Origin of the sequence: Pseudomonas sp. SK (assembly GCF_012975065.1) — a bacterium.
GTDB lineage: Bacteria > Pseudomonadota > Gammaproteobacteria > Pseudomonadales > Pseudomonadaceae > Aquipseudomonas > Aquipseudomonas anuradhapurensis.
The window spans coordinates 616,435-632,984 of the sequence record NZ_CP051857.1 but is presented as its reverse complement, the minus strand read 5'-3'; the positions used below and the strand labels follow the sequence as shown (position 1 = coordinate 632,984).

22 protein-coding genes are annotated in these 16,550 nt (G+C 65.4%); 9 read left to right on the top strand and 13 right to left on the bottom strand.

All coding sequences use genetic code 11. The annotated features are described in order from the left end of the window. Positions 1-203 precede the first annotated feature (203 nt). From HG549_RS02840 to nrdR, 11 genes are all read right to left on the bottom strand, one after another. A complete protein-coding gene (locus HG549_RS02840; protein WP_170028060.1) occupies positions 204-623 on the bottom strand; it encodes an MFS transporter in 420 nt (139 codons plus the stop codon). Continuing rightward, positions 620-1,237: a GTP cyclohydrolase II gene (ribA, locus tag HG549_RS02835; protein WP_003260612.1), complete on the bottom strand. Its 618-nt coding sequence runs from the start codon at positions 1,235-1,237 to the stop codon at positions 620-622. The genes HG549_RS02840 and ribA overlap by 4 nt, the downstream gene beginning before the upstream one ends. 151 nt (positions 1,238-1,388) lie before the next feature. Continuing rightward, positions 1,389-2,105: an ABC transporter substrate-binding protein gene (locus tag HG549_RS02830; RefSeq protein ID WP_170034014.1), complete on the bottom strand. Its 717-nt coding sequence runs from the start codon at positions 2,103-2,105 to the stop codon at positions 1,389-1,391. 32 nt (positions 2,106-2,137) lie between these two features. Continuing rightward, positions 2,138-2,641, bottom strand: a complete 504-nt coding sequence (locus HG549_RS02825; RefSeq protein WP_170028059.1) for a phosphatidylglycerophosphatase A — start codon at positions 2,639-2,641, stop codon at positions 2,138-2,140. Next, positions 2,638-3,606, bottom strand: a complete 969-nt coding sequence (thiL, locus tag HG549_RS02820; protein WP_170028058.1) for a thiamine-phosphate kinase — start codon at positions 3,604-3,606, stop codon at positions 2,638-2,640. Before thiL ends, HG549_RS02825 begins: the two co-directional genes overlap by 4 nt. A gap of 18 nt (positions 3,607-3,624) precedes the next feature. Then, entirely contained in the window at positions 3,625-4,125 is a 501-nt protein-coding gene (gene nusB / locus HG549_RS02815) for a transcription antitermination factor NusB (RefSeq protein ID WP_170028057.1), read from the bottom strand. Beyond that, on the bottom strand, positions 4,122-4,598 hold the full coding sequence (ribE, locus tag HG549_RS02810) for a 6,7-dimethyl-8-ribityllumazine synthase (protein ID WP_003255395.1): 477 nt from the start codon (positions 4,596-4,598) through the stop codon (positions 4,122-4,124). The genes nusB and ribE overlap by 4 nt, the downstream gene beginning before the upstream one ends. A gap of 92 nt (positions 4,599-4,690) precedes the next feature. Beyond that, on the bottom strand, positions 4,691-5,782 hold the full coding sequence (gene ribBA / locus HG549_RS02805; RefSeq protein ID WP_170028056.1) for a bifunctional 3,4-dihydroxy-2-butanone-4-phosphate synthase/GTP cyclohydrolase II: 1,092 nt from the start codon (positions 5,780-5,782) through the stop codon (positions 4,691-4,693). 18 nt (positions 5,783-5,800) lie between these two features. Then, on the bottom strand, positions 5,801-6,466 hold the full coding sequence (locus HG549_RS02800; protein ID WP_170028055.1) for a riboflavin synthase: 666 nt from the start codon (positions 6,464-6,466) through the stop codon (positions 5,801-5,803). A 42-nt stretch (positions 6,467-6,508) separates the two neighbouring features. Further along, a complete protein-coding gene (gene ribD, locus HG549_RS02795; protein ID WP_170028054.1) occupies positions 6,509-7,639 on the bottom strand; it encodes a bifunctional diaminohydroxyphosphoribosylaminopyrimidine deaminase/5-amino-6-(5-phosphoribosylamino)uracil reductase RibD in 1,131 nt (376 codons plus the stop codon). Between the two features lie 2 nt (positions 7,640-7,641). Beyond that, the gene (gene nrdR, locus HG549_RS02790) at positions 7,642-8,106 is read right to left on the bottom strand and encodes a transcriptional regulator NrdR (protein ID WP_003255402.1); all 465 of its coding nucleotides are present in this window, start codon (positions 8,104-8,106) and stop codon (positions 7,642-7,644) included. Positions 8,107-8,212: 106 nt separating this feature from the next. On the opposite strand from nrdR, the gene HG549_RS02785 reads away from it, so the two are divergent. From HG549_RS02785 to trxA, 3 genes are read left to right on the top strand one after another with little or no spacing between them, the layout of a single operon-like run. Then, positions 8,213-8,665 (top strand): YbaY family lipoprotein, encoded by a 453-nt coding sequence (locus HG549_RS02785; protein ID WP_170028053.1) that lies wholly within the window; start codon positions 8,213-8,215, stop codon positions 8,663-8,665. Next, on the top strand, positions 8,666-9,325 hold the full coding sequence (locus HG549_RS02780; protein WP_170028052.1) for a methyltransferase: 660 nt from the start codon (positions 8,666-8,668) through the stop codon (positions 9,323-9,325). It begins immediately after the preceding gene. 31 nt (positions 9,326-9,356) lie between these two features. Further along, entirely contained in the window at positions 9,357-10,229 is an 873-nt protein-coding gene (trxA, locus tag HG549_RS02775) for a thioredoxin (RefSeq protein ID WP_170028051.1), read from the top strand. A gap of 137 nt (positions 10,230-10,366) precedes the next feature. Here the strand turns inward: trxA and HG549_RS02770 are convergent, their stop codons facing one another. Next, complete coding sequence (locus HG549_RS02770) at positions 10,367-10,708, bottom strand: hypothetical protein (protein WP_170028050.1); 342 nt, start codon at positions 10,706-10,708, stop codon at positions 10,367-10,369. 129 nt (positions 10,709-10,837) lie between these two features. Here HG549_RS02770 and HG549_RS02765 point away from each other — a divergent pair, with 129 nt between their 5' ends. The 5 genes from HG549_RS02765 (at position 10,838) to HG549_RS02745 (ending at position 14,760) form a co-directional block, all read left to right on the top strand. Beyond that, positions 10,838-11,416: a DUF2796 domain-containing protein gene (locus HG549_RS02765; RefSeq protein WP_170028049.1), complete on the top strand. Its 579-nt coding sequence runs from the start codon at positions 10,838-10,840 to the stop codon at positions 11,414-11,416. Beyond that, positions 11,417-12,127 carry an ABC transporter ATP-binding protein gene (locus HG549_RS02760; RefSeq protein ID WP_170028048.1) on the top strand — a complete coding sequence of 237 codons (711 nt, stop codon included), beginning with the start codon at positions 11,417-11,419 and terminating at the stop codon, positions 12,125-12,127. It abuts the gene before it with no gap. After that, positions 12,127-13,392, top strand: coding sequence for an ABC transporter permease (locus HG549_RS02755; protein ID WP_170028047.1), 1,266 nt, complete (start codon positions 12,127-12,129; stop codon positions 13,390-13,392). The genes HG549_RS02760 and HG549_RS02755 overlap by 1 nt, the downstream gene beginning before the upstream one ends. A gap of 8 nt (positions 13,393-13,400) precedes the next feature. After that, on the top strand, positions 13,401-13,967 hold the full coding sequence (locus HG549_RS02750) for a DUF3299 domain-containing protein (RefSeq protein ID WP_256666050.1): 567 nt from the start codon (positions 13,401-13,403) through the stop codon (positions 13,965-13,967). 109 nt (positions 13,968-14,076) lie between these two features. Then, positions 14,077-14,760 carry an OmpW family protein gene (locus tag HG549_RS02745; protein ID WP_170028046.1) on the top strand — a complete coding sequence of 228 codons (684 nt, stop codon included), beginning with the start codon at positions 14,077-14,079 and terminating at the stop codon, positions 14,758-14,760. On the opposite strand, the gene HG549_RS02740 is transcribed toward HG549_RS02745, so the two are convergent. Continuing rightward, positions 14,748-15,953: an MFS transporter gene (locus HG549_RS02740; protein WP_170028045.1), complete on the bottom strand. Its 1,206-nt coding sequence runs from the start codon at positions 15,951-15,953 to the stop codon at positions 14,748-14,750. The two genes, HG549_RS02745 and HG549_RS02740, sit on opposite strands and share 13 nt — an antisense overlap. 103 nt (positions 15,954-16,056) lie before the next feature. Between HG549_RS02740 and HG549_RS02735 the strand changes: the two genes are divergently transcribed. Beyond that, positions 16,057-16,500 (top strand): helix-turn-helix domain-containing protein, encoded by a 444-nt coding sequence (locus HG549_RS02735; protein ID WP_170028044.1) that lies wholly within the window; start codon positions 16,057-16,059, stop codon positions 16,498-16,500. The last annotated feature ends 50 nt before the right edge of the window (positions 16,501-16,550 follow it).

The following is a 16,550-nucleotide window of genomic DNA, read 5'->3' as shown; positions in this document are numbered from 1 at the left end:
GCAAGGCCGCTCCTACAGAATGAACTGCGCCCCTGATGTTGGACATCTGTCCACCATCGGGGCGCAGCTCACATTCCTGTAGGAGCGGCCTTGTGTCGCGATCGAGGGCGCAGCCCTCGCCGAATCTCACCTGGACGCCGACGCGCTAGCACACTGGCGCACCATCGCTTCGAGCATCTGCCCAGCGGGCCAGGCAGCAGGCGTCAGCCGAGCTGGCGCGGAATGCGGTAGAGGTAAAACACCACCACGGTGGACAACGCCAGCAGGATCTGCGGCACCGCCTCAAGGCCGACCAACACCGACAGCGCAGCGACCCAGGCCGGGAAGCAGGCATACAGCATGGCCAGGCGCCGTACCCGCGCCAGCTCGATCCAGGCGGCGGGCTCTTCGCCAGTGCCCAGCACCTGCGAGGTGGCAATCAACGCGCGCTTGTAGGCCGCGAAGCGCGGCAGGCTGAGAAACATGGTCGCCGCGCCGCCAATGAACAGCGGCATGGCCAGCACCGGCACCAGCGCATCACCACCGCCAAAGGCCCAGGCCATGACCGGCAGCGGCACCAGGCCCACCGCCAGGTATTGCCACCACGCCAGCGCCAGACGCCGCTTGACCTCGGCGCGGGTCACGCCTGGGGCACCTCGCCCTGGTGCTCGTTACCCAGCATGTGACCGAGCTTGCCGGCCTTGGTCGCCAGGTAATAGCGGTTGTGCGGGTTGTGCCCGGTGTGCAGCGGCACGCGCTCGGCGACGACGATGTTCATGTCGGTCAGGGCTTTGACCTTGCGCGGGTTGTTGGTCATCAGGCGCAGCGACTTCACGCCCAGGTGCTCCAGCATCGGCAGGCACATGGCGTAGTCACGCTGGTCGGCGGCGAAGCCCAGGCGCTCGTTGGCCTCGACGGTATCGGCGCCGCCATCCTGCAGTTCATAGGCGCGGATCTTGTTCAGCAGGCCAATGCCACGGCCTTCCTGGCGCAGGTACAGCAGCACGCCGCGGCCCTCGCGGGCGATGGCCTGCAACGCCGCCTCCAGTTGCGAGCCACAGTCACAGCGCTGGCTGAACAGGGCATCGCCGGTCAGGCACTCGGAGTGCAGGCGCCCCAGCACCGGCTGGCCGTCCGCGATGTCACCCAGGCTGAGCACCACATGCTCACGGCCCGTGGCTTCGTCGAGGAAACCATGCATGGTGAAGGTCGCGAAGGGAGTCGGGAGTTTAGAGGCGGCAACAAAGACGACGGGCACGTTGTGCTCCTGGAATAAGTAGGAAATTTCTCGTGGGCCGATTGTATCAGCAGGTTGAGAGCTGTGCGCTGGCTGAATACCGTGGGGTAAGATCGAAAAGTTCGATGCTTAGCAGGGAGCAGCCATGATGCTGAGCCGCTCTGCCTCGGCGCTATTGCGGCTTGCTGCCCGGACCGAACGGATACGGCTGCTGCCAACGTTCGAAAATCGGTTTCAGTTCACCGTTGCGCACCAGCTCGGCCATGCGCTTGTCGAACAGCTCACGCAGGGCCTTGGCCTTGTCGCTGCGGGCAAAAGCCAGGTACAGCGGCAGTTCGGCGATGTGGGTGCGGCGGAAACGCTCGGGCTGGGAAGCCCGGCCGAGCACGTTATCGACTTCCGCCGCCGCATCGATGTAGAAGTCCACCCGGTCATGTTCGAGCATCGGCAGAATGCTTTCGCGGCGCTGCACTTCGCGGGAATCCTGAATATTGGGCAGGTAGCTGCCGAAGTCGTAGCCACGCACCCAGGCCAGACGGTACTGGCCTATGGTCTCCAGGGTAGGTACGGGCTTGCTGGCCAGGCCCAGGGCGTAGATGTGGTCCATGTCGAAGTGCCAACGCGGATACAGGTTGTCGGCGTTCTCTTCCTTGTAAGACCCCACCCAGGCATCCGCCTCGCCGCGTTTGACCAGCCCGACCGCCCGGCTATAGGGCACGCTCTGGGCTAGCACCTTGACCCCGGCCGGCTCGAACACCTTGCGCAGCACATCCCAGGCCACCCCGGTACCGTCGGCGTTGGTGTAGTCGAGCCACTGCTCGCTGACCAGGTGAATTTGAGCGGGTACGCGCTCGGCAGCCGCTAGCCACGGCGGAAAGCTGAGCAGCATGGCCAGCAGCAGCGTCGGCAACCGCCGGCGAATCAGGCAACCGCCCACACCAGCACCTGCATGCCCAGCCAGGCGAACACACCGGCCAGGATATCGTCGAGCATGATCCCGACACCACCGTGCACGTGGCGGTCGACCCAGCGGATCGGCCACGGCTTGAGGATGTCGAAGAAGCGGAACATCAGGAACCCTGCCAGCAGCCACTGCCAGCCTTCCGGCACCAGCCAGAGGGTTATCCACATGCCGACGATTTCGTCCCAGACGATGCCTTCATGGTCATGCACACGCAGGTCAGTGGCAACCTTGCCGCACAGCCAGAAGCCGAACAGCATGCTCACGCCGAGCAGCAGCCAGTAGCCCCAGTCGGGCAGCATCTGCCACAGCGGGATGAACGGGATGGCGACCAGCGAGCCCCAGGTACCCGGGGCCTTGGGCAAGGTGCCGGAGCCGAAACCAAAGGCAATGAAGTGCCATGGGTTGCGCCAGACCGAGGGCGGAACGAACTCCGCAGGCACCTGGTTGGGGTGATCGGTCACGGTGTCTCCCTGAAATGTTGGTATCCGCGTTGTGCGGGGGTGATGTCCCGGCCCTGCGCATCGCGCAAGGTCACGCCCTGCCCTTCGACCACACGGCCAATGACATGCACTTCGATGAAACCCAGGCCCGTCAGCGGCGCAAGTGCTTCACGCGGCAGGGTAAAGGCCAGCACGTAGTCATCGCCGCCGCTAAGCGCCGCCTGCAGTGCGGCCTCACGACCCAGTAGTGCCTCCACCTCAGCAGACACTGGTACCTGGGCCAGGTTCACCTCGAGGGCGACCCCGGATGCCTTGGCGATATGGCCACAATCGGCAAGCAGGCCGTCGGAGATATCCAGCGCAGCCGTAGCGCGGCCTCGCAGCCAGGTGCCGAGGGTCAACTGCGGCATCGGCGCCCAGTAATGGCGCAGCAGCGGCTTGGCCTGCTCGGCAGGCGCCTGTCGCTCACCCAGCACCAGCGGCAACGCACCGGCGGCCTTGCCCAGCGAACCGCCCACGCACAGCAGGTCGCCAGGCCTTGCGCCACTGCGGCGCAAGGCCTGGCCGACGGGCACACGGCCGAATACGGTCACGGTGATGCTCAACGGGCCACGGGTGGTGTCACCGCCGATCAGGCTCATGCGGCAGCGATGGGCCATGCGGCTGAGGCCGTTGGCGTATGCCTCGAGCCAGTCGGGGCCGACCTCGGGCAAGGTCAGCGCAAGGGTGAAGCCTATGGCCGTCGCGCCCATGGCCGCCAGGTCACTGGCCGCCACGGCCAACGACCGCTGGCCCAGCAGAAGCGGATCGCACACTGCAGGGAAATGCACGCCGGCCACCAGGGTGTCGGTGGACACCGCCAGTTGCTCGCCAGGGGGAAGGTCCAGCAGGGCACAGTCGTCGCCGATACCCAGCGCCACGCCCTTGCCACCTTGCGCACAAGGCGCGGCGGCGAAGTAATGGTTGATCAGTTCGAACTCACCCATGGGCTAGCGGCGCCAGGATCAGCGCTTGTTCGCCTTGACTTCTGCTTCGCGCAGGTTCGGCGCCAGCTTGTCCAGCACACCGTTGACGAACTTGTGGCCGTCGGTGGCACCGAACACCTTGGCCAGCTCGACACCCTCGTTGATCACCACGCGGTAGGGTACGTCGACGCGCTTGATGAACTCCCAGGTGGACAGGCGCAGCACGGCCAGCTCGACCGGGTCGAGCTCTTCCAGCGGCAGGTCGAGGCATGGCTTCAGGGCGCTGTCGATTTCGCTCTTGATCGCCGGGACCCCATGCAGGATCTCGCGGAAATAGGCGCCATCGACATCGGAAAAATCGTTATCGACCCGGAACTGCGCTTCGATCTCGTTCAGCGAATGCTGCGCCATGTGCCACTGGTACAGCGCCTGGGTCGCGAGCTTGCGGGCTTCGCGGCGCTTGGCGCTCTTCGACGGCTTGCCGGCATCCGCAGGTTTTGGATCGCGCGGGTTGAAACGATCGCTTTCGTCGCTAATCACTTGGCCTCCAACTGCGCCAGCAGGCTGACCATTTCCAGAGCGGACAGGGCAGCTTCAGCACCTTTGTTACCGGCCTTGGTGCCGGAACGCTCGATGGCTTGCTCGATGGAGTCGACGGTCAGCACGCCGAAGGCCACCGGAACACCGAACTCCATGGACACCTGGGCCAGGCCCTTGGTGCATTCGCCCGCTACGTATTCGAAGTGCGGGGTACCGCCACGGATCACTGCGCCCAGGGCGATGATCGCGTCATAGGCACCTTGCTGGGCGACTTTCTGTGCCACCAGCGGGATTTCGAACGCGCCCGGGGCACGGATAATGGTGATGTCGCTTTCGCTGACACCGTGGCGTACCAGGGCATCAACGGCACCGCTTACCAGGCTTTCGACTACGAAGCTGTTGAAGCGGCCAACCACCAAAGCATAGCGACCTTTGGGGGCGATGAAGGTACCTTCGATGGTCTTCAGGGTCATTCCGATATTCTCATCTTCAAGAGCGAGGCCGCTTGCTGGCGGCCTCGACAGGGGTATGGACTCGAGCTGGAGGGCGCAAATGCCGCCTCAAGTCACTCGGAGGGCACGTATTCTACAACTTCCAGATCGAATCCGGATATCGCGTTGAACTTCATCGGCGAACTCATCAGGCGCATCTTGCGCACACCCAGGTCACGCAGGATCTGCGAACCGGCACCCACGGTGCTGTAGGTGGTCGGCGCCTTGACCGGCGCTTCGCCTGCGCTTTCGCGGATGTGCGCCAGCAGTACGTCGCCGTCCAGCGGGTGGCCCAGCAGCAGTACCACGCCGCTGCCAGCCTCGGCCACCGCGGCCATTGCGGCGCGCAGGCTCCAGCGGCCCGGCTGCTTGACCAGCAGCAGGTCGCGCAGCGGGTCCATGTTGTGCACGCGCACCAGGGTCGGCTCTTCGGCGCAGATCTTGCCCAGGGTCAGCGCCATGTGCACGTCGCCTTCGACCGCGTCACGGTAGGTGACCAGGTTGAATTCGCCCAGCTCGCTCTCGATCAGTTGCTCGGAAACGCGCTGCACGGTGCGCTCGTGGATCATGCGGTAGTGGATCAAGTCGGCGATGGTACCGATCTTCAGGCCATGTTCGGCGGCAAACACCTCCAGCTCGGCGCGGCGCGACATGGTGCCGTCGTCGTTCATCACCTCGCAGATCACCCCGCTCGGCTCGAAACCGGCCATGCGCGCCAGGTCGCAGGCCGCCTCGGTATGGCCGGCGCGGGCCAGGGTGCCGCCGGGCTGGGCCATCAGCGGGAAGATGTGGCCAGGGCTGACGATGTCTTCGGCCTTGGCATCCTTGGCGGCGGCGGCCTGCACGGTACGTGCACGGTCGGCGGCGGAAATGCCGGTGGTGACGCCTTCGGCGGCTTCGATCGACACGGTGAACTTGGTGCCGAAGCCGGAGCCGTTGCGCGGCGCCATCAGCGGCAGCTTCAGCGTTTCGCAACGCTCGCGGGTCATCGGCATGCAGATCAGGCCGCGGGCGTGCTTGGCCATGAAGTTGATGTGCTCAGGCTGGCAGCACTCGGCGGCCATGATGATGTCGCCTTCGTTTTCACGATCTTCGTCATCCATGAGGATGACCATTTTGCCCTGGCGGATGTCTTCGACCAGTTCTTCGATGCTGTTGAGCGCCACGCGGCACCCCCTTCTCAATCAGGATTTCAAGAAGCCGTTGGCGGCCAGGAAGCTTTCGGTAATGCCACTGCCCTTGCTCGGTTCGGCGGCCTTGTCACCCAGCAGCAAACGCTCCAGGTAACGGGCCAGCAAGTCGACCTCAAGGTTTACCCGACGCCCTGCACGGTAGTCGGCCATGATGGTTTCGGACAGGGTGTGCGGGACAATGGTCAGCTCGAACTCGGCGCCATTGACCTCGTTGACCGTCAGGCTGGTGCCGTCGACGGTGATCGAACCCTTGTGGGCGATGTACTTGGCCAGTTCCTTCGGTGCACGCACACGGAACTGGATGGCGCGGGCGTTATCGCTGCGCGAGATGATTTCGCCAACCCCGTCGACGTGGCCGCTGACCAGGTGCCCGCCCAGGCGGGTGGTGGGGGTCAGGGCCTTTTCCAGGTTGACCTTGCTGCCGCTCTTGAGGTCGATGAAAGCGGTGCGCTTGAGGGTCTCGACGCTGACGTCGGCCCAGAAGCCGTCGCCCGGCAATTCGACGGCCGTCAGGCACACGCCATTGACGGCGATGCTGTCGCCGAGCTTGACGTCAGCCAGGTCGAGCTTGCCGGTTTCGACGTAGACGCGCACGTCCCCCCCCTTGGGGGTCAGGCTGCGGATGGTGCCGATGGATTCGATGATGCCGGTGAACATTGGGTCTTCCTCAAAAACGGTTTGCGCAGGGCAAGCCGGGCATTATACGCCGGGCGCCGGCAGGGGTACGGCCGTGACCCGCCAGTCATCGCCCACTGCGCGCATTCCGGTAATTTTCAGCCGCGGCGCTTCGCTCATCTTGTCCATTGGCCAGTCCAGCAGCGGGCGGGCATGGCAGCCGAGGAAGGTGCCGGCGACGAACAACTGGTACTCGTCGATCAGGCCCTGCCGGGCAAAGGCACCGACCAGGCCGGCCCCGGCTTCCAGCAGGATTTCGTTGACGCCACGGGCGGCCAGGGCCTGCAGCAGCGCGGGCAAGTCGACCTGGCCATTATTGCCCGGCAGGCTGAGCAGTTCGTGGCCGGCAGCGGCATAGCGCGGGTCATCCGCGACAGCGCACACCACCAGCGCCGGGCCGGCCTGGAAGAACGGTGCATCCAGCGGCAGGCGCAGGCGGCCATCGACCAGCACGCGCAGCGGTGCACGGCTGAGCGCCAGGGCGGTGGCTTCGGCATCCAGGCCCAGCTCGGCACCGCGTACGGTCATGCGCGCATGGTCGGCCAGTACGCTGGCGGCGCTGGTCAGTACCACGCTGGAGCGGGCGCGCAGGCGCTGCACGGCAGAACGGGCGGCCGGGCCGGTGATCCACTGGCTTTCACCGCTGGCCATGGCCGTGCGCCCGTCCAGGCTCATCGCCAGTTTGGCGCGAACGAACGGCAGGCCATGCTCCATGCGCTTGAGAAAGCCCGGGTTGAGCGCGCGGGCCTCGCCCTCGAGCACCCCGCTGGCCACTTCGATGCCGGCCTCGGCCAGGCGTCGCAGGCCTTGCCCTGCCACTTGCGGGTTAGGGTCCTGCATGGCGGCGACCACCCGCGCCACGCCGGCCTTGACCAACGCTTCGGCGCACGGCGGTGTGCGCCCATGGTGGCTGCACGGCTCCAGGGTGACGTAGGCACAGGCACCCCGGGCACGTTCACCGGCCTGGCGCAGGGCATGCACTTCGGCGTGCGGCTCGCCGGCACGCACGTGCCAGCCCTCGCCGACCACTTCGCCATCGCGCACGATCACGCAGCCGACACGCGGGTTCGGATGAGTGCTGTACAGGCCCTTGCGCGCCAGCTGCAGCGCGCGGGCCATGTAGTGGGCATCAAGGATGGCAGTCTGGCTGGGCATGGTCACTCTTTGGCCGGCTCACGCGCCAGACGGTCGATTTCTTCGCGGAACTCGTCGAGGTCCTGGAAGCGCCGGTAAACCGAGGCAAAACGGATGTAGGCCACTTCGTCGAGCTTGCGCAGCTCGGCCATGACCATTTCACCCACCACCAGCGACTTGACTTCACGCTCGCCGGTGGCGCGCAGGCGGCTCTTGATGTGGGCAAGCGCGGCTTCCAGGCGCTCGACGCTGACCGGGCGCTTTTCCAGTGCCCGTTGCATGCCGGCGCGCAGTTTTTCTTCGTCGAAAGGCTGGCGCGTGCCGTCCTGCTTGATCAGCCGGGGCAGCACCAGTTCGGCCGTTTCGAAGGTGGTGAAGCGCTCGCCACAGGCCACGCATTCGCGGCGGCGGCGCACCTGCTCGCCCTCGGCAACGAGGCGAGAGTCGATGACCTTGGTGTCGTTGGCACCGCAAAAGGGACAGTGCATGGTGGCAGGCAACAAAAAAAGGGAGGGCCATGGTAGCGCATCCCACTGGCAAGACAAGCCAAAGGGGTTAACATCCATGGGAAATCTGCCCGTGAAGGACAACCCCATGCACTACCGAGCGCTCGTCGTGCTGTGCGCCGCCGCCTTGCTCGCCGCCTGTGGCAGCGACAGGCCGAAGCCCGATACCCCTGCGGCGCCCACGCCGGCCCGGGTGGCCAAACCGGCCAACGTACCGGGCCCGCTGCCAGCCTATCAGCGCGAGCTGAGCGGCACCTTGCTGGAAATCCCGGCCGGGGCCGAGGTCGAACTGGCCTTGCTGGTCATCGACGAGCGCGACCGCCCGCAGCGCCTGCTGGCCAGCAGCAACCTGACCGGCACCGGCCAGGCCCTGCCCTACCAGCTGCGCTTCAACCCCGAGGCCTTCCCCGCCGGTGCCCGGGTCGAACTGCGCGGCCGCGCCAGCCGCTCCGGGCAACTGATCCTGCACCTGCCGCCCGTGCGTATTACCCAGGCCCAGACCCAGGCCACCGGCCCGCTGCGTTTCGAGAAGGCGCCATAAGTGGCGCCGCTTGCCCTGCAACAGGCGCTCAGCAGCCTGATCGGCGAAGCGCGCCTGGTCGTCAGCGAGCTGCCCGGCTGCGAGCTGAAGCTGTGGCTGGTCGATGATCAGAACATGGACCGCGCCTTCAGCAGCGAAGAGACCCGGCGTATTCTCGAAGACCCGCCCTACTGGAGCTTCTGCTGGGCCAGCGGCCTGGCCATGGCCCGTTACCTGGCCGAGCGCCCGCAGTGGGTAGCTGGCAAGCGCGTGCTGGACTTTGGCGCCGGCTCCGGTATCGCCGGCATTGCCGCCGCCCGCGCCGGTGCGCTGGAGGTGGTGGCCTGCGACCTCGACCCGCTGGCCCTCGATGCCTGCCGGGCGAATGCCGCGCTGAACGGGGTGGAGCTGGGTTACAGCAGCGATTTCTTCGCCGAAGACGACCGCTTCGACCTGATTCTGGTCGCCGATGTGCTGTATGACCGCGCCAACCTGCCGCTGCTGGACGCCTTCCTCGACCGCGGCCGCCAGGCGCTGGTGGCCGACTCGCGGGTGCGCGACTTCAGCCACCCGCTCTACCAGCAACTGGGGGTGCTCGAAGCCCTGACCCTGCCGGACCTGGCCGAGCCACACGAATTCCGCCGGGTCAGCCTGTACCACGCCAGCCGCGACACCTTATAGTGGTGCCATTGATGAGTTTGCGAGAGTCGCGATGAGCCAAGACACGCCGTACATTTTCGACGCCACCGATGCCACCTTCCAGCAGCTGGTGATCGAGAACTCCTTCCACAAGCCGGTACTGGTCGACTTCTGGGCCGAGTGGTGCGCGCCCTGCAAGGCGCTGATGCCGCTGCTGGCGAAGATCGCCGAGGGCTACCAGGGCGAGCTGCTGCTGGCCAAGATCAACTGCGACGTGGAGCAACAGGTGGTTGCCCAGTTCGGCATCCGCAGCCTGCCGACCGTGGTGCTGTTCAAGGATGGCCAGCCGGTGGACGGTTTTGCCGGTGCCCAGCCGGAGTCGGCGATCCGCGCCATGCTCGAGCCGCATGTGCAGCTGCCTGCCGCACCTACCGCCTCGCCGCTGGAGCAGGCCAAGGCGCTATTCGCCGAAAGCCGCTTTGCCGAGGCCGAGGCGCTGCTGCAGGCATTGCTCGGAGAGGACAACAGCAATGCCGAGGCGTTGATCCTGTACGCTCGCTGCCTGGCCGAACGCGGTGAGCTGGGTGAAGCCCAGGTGGTGCTGGACGCGGTCAAGACCGACGAGCACAAGGCTGCATTGGCCGGTGCCAAGGCCCAGCTGACTTTCCTGCGCCAGGCCGCCAGCCTGCCGGAAGTGGCTGACCTGAAGAGCCGCCTGGCGCAGAACCCGCAGGATGACGAGGCCGCCTACCAGCTGAGCGTGCAGCAGCTGGCGCGCCAGCAGTATGAGGCGGCGCTGGAGGGGTTGCTGAAGCTGTTCCAGCGCAACCGTGGTTATGAAAACGGCTTGCCACAAAAGGCGATGCTGCAGGTGTTCGAGTTGCTCGGTGGCGACCACCCGCTGGTCAGCGTGTACCGTCGCAAGCTTTCGGCGGCAATGTTCTAAGCATGTTGGGGTTGCTTTGCGGCCCATCGCGACACAAGGCCGCTCCTACAGGGACGGCCTACGCAGATGATTCGCCGCACACTTGCAGGGGCGTGGTCGCGATGGGCTGCAAAGCAGCCCCGAATTCCCGAAAAACCTCACCCCACCCAGTGATAAACCGGCGCATCCACGCCACTTTCCACCTTAACCTCGCTGCTGTGCCGCAAGCGCACCAGCAGCCGTTTACCTGCTGCCGTACTCCCGGCCAACCCTTCCAGGCGGTCGAGCAACTCCGGCCCGCTCATCTGCCCCGCCAGGCGCAACACGTCGCGCGCCGCCGTCCATTGCCCGTCATCCTGGCGCGGCGGTGCCACCGTTGCCGCCGCAGCCGTCTGCGCCAGCGCCGGCTCCTCTTGGCGCCGCAGTTGCGCCCACTCTTCTGGCGCCAGCTCGATGGTCAGGTCCACCGGCCAGTCACCGATCTGTCCACGAATTCTCATGATGCATTCCTTGAACCCAGGTCAATGCAACCATGCTACCCGAACATGAAACCTGCGCCACGCAGGCTGGCAGCGCGCAGAAAAGTTGTTATAACATAACCACATCTTCCAGCCGTCCCGGAGTCGTCCATGCGCCGCCTGCTGCTCGCCCTGCCCTTCGCCTTGTTACCACTGGCCGTGGCCCAAGCCCACGACGATGACCACGATCATGACCACGCCCACGGCACCCTTGGGGCCCACGAGCATGGCGTGGCCAGGCTCAATGCCGTGATCGATGGCAACACCCTTGAACTGGAGCTGGACAGCCCGGCCATGAACCTGGTCGGTTTCGAACACGCCGCCAGCAGCGATGCCGACAAAGCCAAGGTCGCGGCAGTGCGTCAGCAACTCGAACAGCCGCTGAAACTGTTCGGCCTGGCGGCTGCCGCCGGTTGCAAGGAAGACCAGCAAGAGCTGGAAAGCCCGCTGTTCGGTGACGCCCCGAAAGCCGACGACGAAGGCGATGAACATGACCACGAGCACTCGCACAGCGACATCGGCGCCCATTACCAGCTGACTTGCGCCAGCCCGGACAAACTGGCGCAACTGGACCTCGCGCCGCTGTTCAAGGCCTTCCCGGCCACGCAGAAAATCAACGTGCAGCTGATCGGCCGCAACGGCCAGAAGGGCGTGGAAGCCACGCCGGCCAAGGCAGCGGTCGCGTTCTGAATGCGCCAGCCGTTGATCGAACTGCATGACCTGGTGTTCGCCTGGCCAGGCCAGCCAGCGCTGCTGGACATACCGGCGTTCCACCTGGAAGCTGGCGAGGCCCTGTTCCTCAAGGGCCCCAGCGGCAGCGGCAAAACCACCTTGCTCGGTTTGCTGGGTGGGGTGAATGTGCCAGCCGAGGGCCGCATCCAGTTGCTCGGCCAGGACCTCGGCAGCCTGGGCCAAGGCGCCCGTGACCGCTTCCGGGTTGACCACACCGGCTATATCTTCCAGCAGTTCAACCTGCTGCCATTCCTCTCGGTACGTGAGAACGTCGAGCTGCCCTGCCGCTTCTCGCGCAGCCGCAAGGCCCGTGCCGAGCAGCGCCATGGCAGTGTCGACCAGGCGGCCAGCACGTTGCTGGCCCATCTTGGCCTGGGCGACCCGATGCTGCTCGCCCGCCGCGCCGACAGCCTGTCGATCGGCCAGCAGCAACGGGTGGCCGCCGCCCGCGCGCTGATCGGCCAGCCCGAGCTGGTGATCGCCGACGAACCGACCTCGGCGCTGGACGCCGACACCCGCGAAGCCTTCATCCGCCTGCTGTTCGATGAATGCCGCGCCGCCGGTGCCAGCCTGCTGTTCGTCAGCCATGACCAGAGCCTGGCGCCGCTGTTCGACCGCCACCTGTCGCTGGCCGAACTCAACCGTGCCGCCAAGCCCCGGGAGGCCTGATGTACCTGCTTCGCCTTGCCTTGGCCAGCCTGGCCAACCGCCGCTTCACCGCGTTGCTCACCGCCTTTGCCATCGCCCTCTCGGTATGCCTGTTGCTGGCCGTGGAGCGGGTGCGTACCGAGGCCCGCGCCAGCTTCGCCAGCACCATCAGCGGCACCGACCTGATCGTCGGTGCCCGCTCCGGCTCGGTGAACCTGCTGCTGTACTCGGTGTTTCGCATCGGCAACGCCACCAACAACATCCGCTGGGACAGCTACCAGCACTACGCCAAGGACCCGCGGGTGAAATGGGCCATCCCCATCTCGCTGGGCGACTCGCACCGTGGCTATCGGGTAATGGGCACCACCGCTGACTACTTCAGCCATTACCAGTACGGCCGTCGCCAGCACCTGGAGCTCAGCCAGGGCCGCGCATTTGCCGATGACCCGTTCGAGGTGGTACTGGGTGCCGAAGTGGCTGATGCGTTGCACTACAAGCTTGGCGACAAGCTGGTACTGGCCCATGGCGTGGCCGCGGTCAGCCTGGTCAAGCACGACGACAAACCGTTCACCGTGGTCGGCGTGCTCAAGCGCACCGGCACGCCGGTTGACCGTACCCTGCATATCAGCCTGGGCGGCATGGAAGCCATCCACATCGACTGGCACAACGGCGTACCAGCCCGTGGTGCCGGGCGCATCAGCGCCGAGCAAGCACGCACGATGGACCTGCAACCTGCCGCCATCACTGCATTCATGCTTGGCCTGAACAACAAGATCGCCACCTTCAGCCTGCAGCGGGAGATCAACGAATACCGCAACGAGCCATTGCTGGCGATCCTGCCCGGGGTGGCCCTGCAGGAATTGTGGAGCCTGATGGGGACTGCCGAGCAGGCGTTGTTCGTGGTGTCGCTGTTCGTCGTGCTGACCGGTTTGATCGGCATGCTCACGGCGATCCTCACCAGCCTGAACGAGCGTCGGCGGGAAATGGCGATCTTGCGCTCGGTTGGTGCCAGGCCGTGGCACATCGCCGGGCTGCTGGTGCTGGAGGCCCTGTCGCTGGCAGCGGTCGGGATCGTCGCCGGGCTTGGCTTGCTGTATGCCGGTATCGCCCTGGCGCAGGGCTATGTGCAGGCCAACTATGGTTTATACCTGCCGCTGGCCCTGCCCAGTGCCCATGAGTGGACATTGCTGGCTATCATCCTGGGGGCTGCGCTGCTGATGGGCAGCGTGCCGGCGTGGCGGGCCTATCGGCAGTCGCTGGCCGATGGCCTGTCGATACATTTGTGAGAGCCGTAATGATCCGAAACCTCACGGCCTTGTTCGCGGGCACGCCCGCGAAGAAGCCGGCACTGCACACACTGCTGATGCTGCTGCTGACAGTCGCAATGCCGCTGTGGGCCGCCGAACCGCGCGAGCTGGACTGGCCTTCGCTGATCCCCGAAGGCGCCCCGGTCATCCCGCCGCAACTCGCGCCGCTGCACGACATGTCGCAGCTCGGCAACGCGCTGTCCGCCGAATCGGCACCTGCGGCGCGCCAGCAGGCCCCCGATGCACCGGTGGTAAAAAGCCTCGACGGCCAGCAGATCAAGCTGCCCGGCTACATCGTGCCGCTGGAGGTAAGCGAAGAAGGCCGCACCACCGAGTTCCTGCTGGTCCCCTACTACGGCGCGTGCATTCATGTGCCGCCGCCGCCGTCGAACCAGATCGTACACATCTTCAGCGAAATGGGCGTGCGCATCGAAGACCTCTACCAGCCTTACTGGATCGAGGGAAAGCTGCAGGTTAGAGCCTCCACCAGCGAACTGGCGGATGCCGGCTACCAGATGGAAGCCGAGAAAATATACGCTTATGAGCTGAAGTGAGAACTGTTTCGAATTCGTGACGACGCTTCTTTGAGCTGGGTCAAACTTTCTGTTCAAACGCATCCGTACCATTGGGCCACTCGATTACTCACGTCCTCTGGGAGCTTCCATGAACAAGACCTTGCTCGGCGCCTCACTCGTGGCCCTTGCGCTCGCCGCACCCGCCGCCCACGCCTATCAGGCAGGCGATATGATCCTGCGCGCCGGCGCCATCACCACCGCTCCCAACGAAAGCAGTGGCGACCTCAAGTTTGATGGCAACAAGGTTTCGGGTACCAAGGCTACCCTGGACAGCGACACCCAGCTGGGCCTGACCTTCGCCTACATGCTCACCGACCACGTCGGCCTGGAGCTGCTGGCTGCCACCCCGTTCAAGCACACCGTCGGCGTCAAGGGCCTGGGCGGCGGCCTGGATGGCAAGCTGGCAGACATCAAGCAACTGCCACCGACCCTGTCGCTGCAGTACTACCCGATGGAGCCCAGCTCCAAATTCCAGCCGTATGCTGGCGTGGGCATCAACTACACCCTGTTCTTCGATGAAGACCTCAGCAGCGCTCGCAAGCAGCAGGGCTTCAGCAACCTGAAACTGCAGGATTCGGTCGGTATCGCCGGCCAGCTGGGCATGGACTACATGCTCACCGACAACCTGCTGGTCAACGCCGCGGTCTGGTACGTCGACATCGACACCAAAGCCACCGTCGACGGCCCATCCGCCCTGGGCTTCAGCAAGACCAAGGTCGACGTCGACGTCGACCCATGGGTGTACATGGTCGGCCTTGGCTACAAGTTCTGACCCGAACACTGCAGGGCGGCTTCGGCCGCCCTCGCCCGTCGTAGCCACAGCCAATACCCCAGCGCGAGCGTGCTGATGGCCATGCCCAGGCCACACACCGCAGCCCACCCCCAATGGGCAAACACCCAGCTCGCCAGCACCGCCCCCAGCCCACTGCCCAGCGAATAGCAACCCATGTAGGCGCCGATCAAGCGGCTGGCCATAGCGCTGCGCCCAGCCAGCAACAGGCTCTGGTTGGTGACATGCACCGCCTGCACGGCAACATCCAGCATCAGCACACCCAACACGAACAGCGTCAGCGACTGCCCGACCAAGGCCGTTGGCAGCCACGACAGTGTCAGCAGGGCCAGCGCCACCCCGGTGGTGCGCTCCCCCAGCCCCTGGTCGGCCAGGCGGCCAGCGCGCGCTGCCGCCAGCGTGCCGGCCACACCGGCGATACCGAACAGGCCGATCTCGGTGTGGCTCAGTGCCAATGGCGCGGCACTCAGGGGCATGACCATGGCGCTCCACAGCACGCTGAACGCGGCGAAGATCAACACACCGAACATTCCGCGCTGGCGTAGCAGCCGGTCATGCCGATACAAGCTGAACTGGGCCACGATCAGCGCTCGGTAGCCAGACCGCAGCGCCACCGGCGGCGCCGAAGGCAAGCTGCGCCACAGCACCAGGGCCAGCACCAGCAGCAGCCCTGCGGCTATAAGGTACACACTGCGCCACCCGGCCAGATCGGCAAGCCCGCCCGAGGCCAACCGCGCCAGCAATATCCCCAGCACTACCCCACTGGTGACCGTGCCCACGGCTTGCCCTTGCTGGCCGGCTGCGGCAAGGCTCGCGGCATGCGCCACCATGACCTGCACCATGACCGCCATCAGCCCGGTAATGGCCAGCGCCAGCAACAGCAGCGGCCAGTTGGGAGCCAGGCTTACACCGACCAATGCCAAGGCCGAGAACATTAGCTGCCCAAGCAACAAGCGCTTGCGGTCGATCAGGTCGGCCAATGGCACGATCATCAGCAGCCCCAGCGCGTAGCCCGCCTGCGTTGCGCCAACGACCCAACCGATTCGCTGCTGCGCCACGCCCAGGTCGTTGGCCATCGATTCGAGCAACGGCTGGGCGAAATACACGGTCGCCACGGCCATGGCGCTGGTAATGGCGAGCAGCAGTGTTGTCCAGCGTGTCAGCACAGGGGGCATAGGATGGGTCTCGCCAATCTGGTTTCGAATTGAAACCACATGCTGGCTTTCTAGCAAATGTGGTTTTAATCTGCAACCAGACGATCAGGACAGGTTGGCCACAATGCTCGATGAAAATAACGCACGCTGCCCGGTGGCACGGGCCCTGGCGGTGCTGGGTGATCGCTGGGCGCTGATGATTCTGCGCGATGCCTTCGATGGCCTGCGGCGCTTCAGTGAATTCCAGAAAAACCTGGGATTGGCGAAGAACATCCTTGCGTCACGCCTGAAGCTGCTGGTGGAGAGCGGGCTGCTGACACTGCAACCGGCATCGGATGGCAGTGCCTACAAGGAGTACGTGCTGACCGAAAAAGGCCGATCAGTGTTTCCGGTGGTGGTCGGCTTGAGGCAATGGGGCGAGCGGTTTCTGTTCGAACCCGGTGAGGCGCGTTCGGCGTTGGTGGAGGGTGTTACCGGGCAGGCGCTGGAGATATTGCAGGTTCGAAGCCGCGATGGGCGAGTGCTGGCGGCCGAGGATTGCCAGCGCAAAGTGGTGCAGCATCCGTGATTATCGGGGGCTGCTGCGCAGCCCATCGCGACGCAAGGCCGCTCCTACAG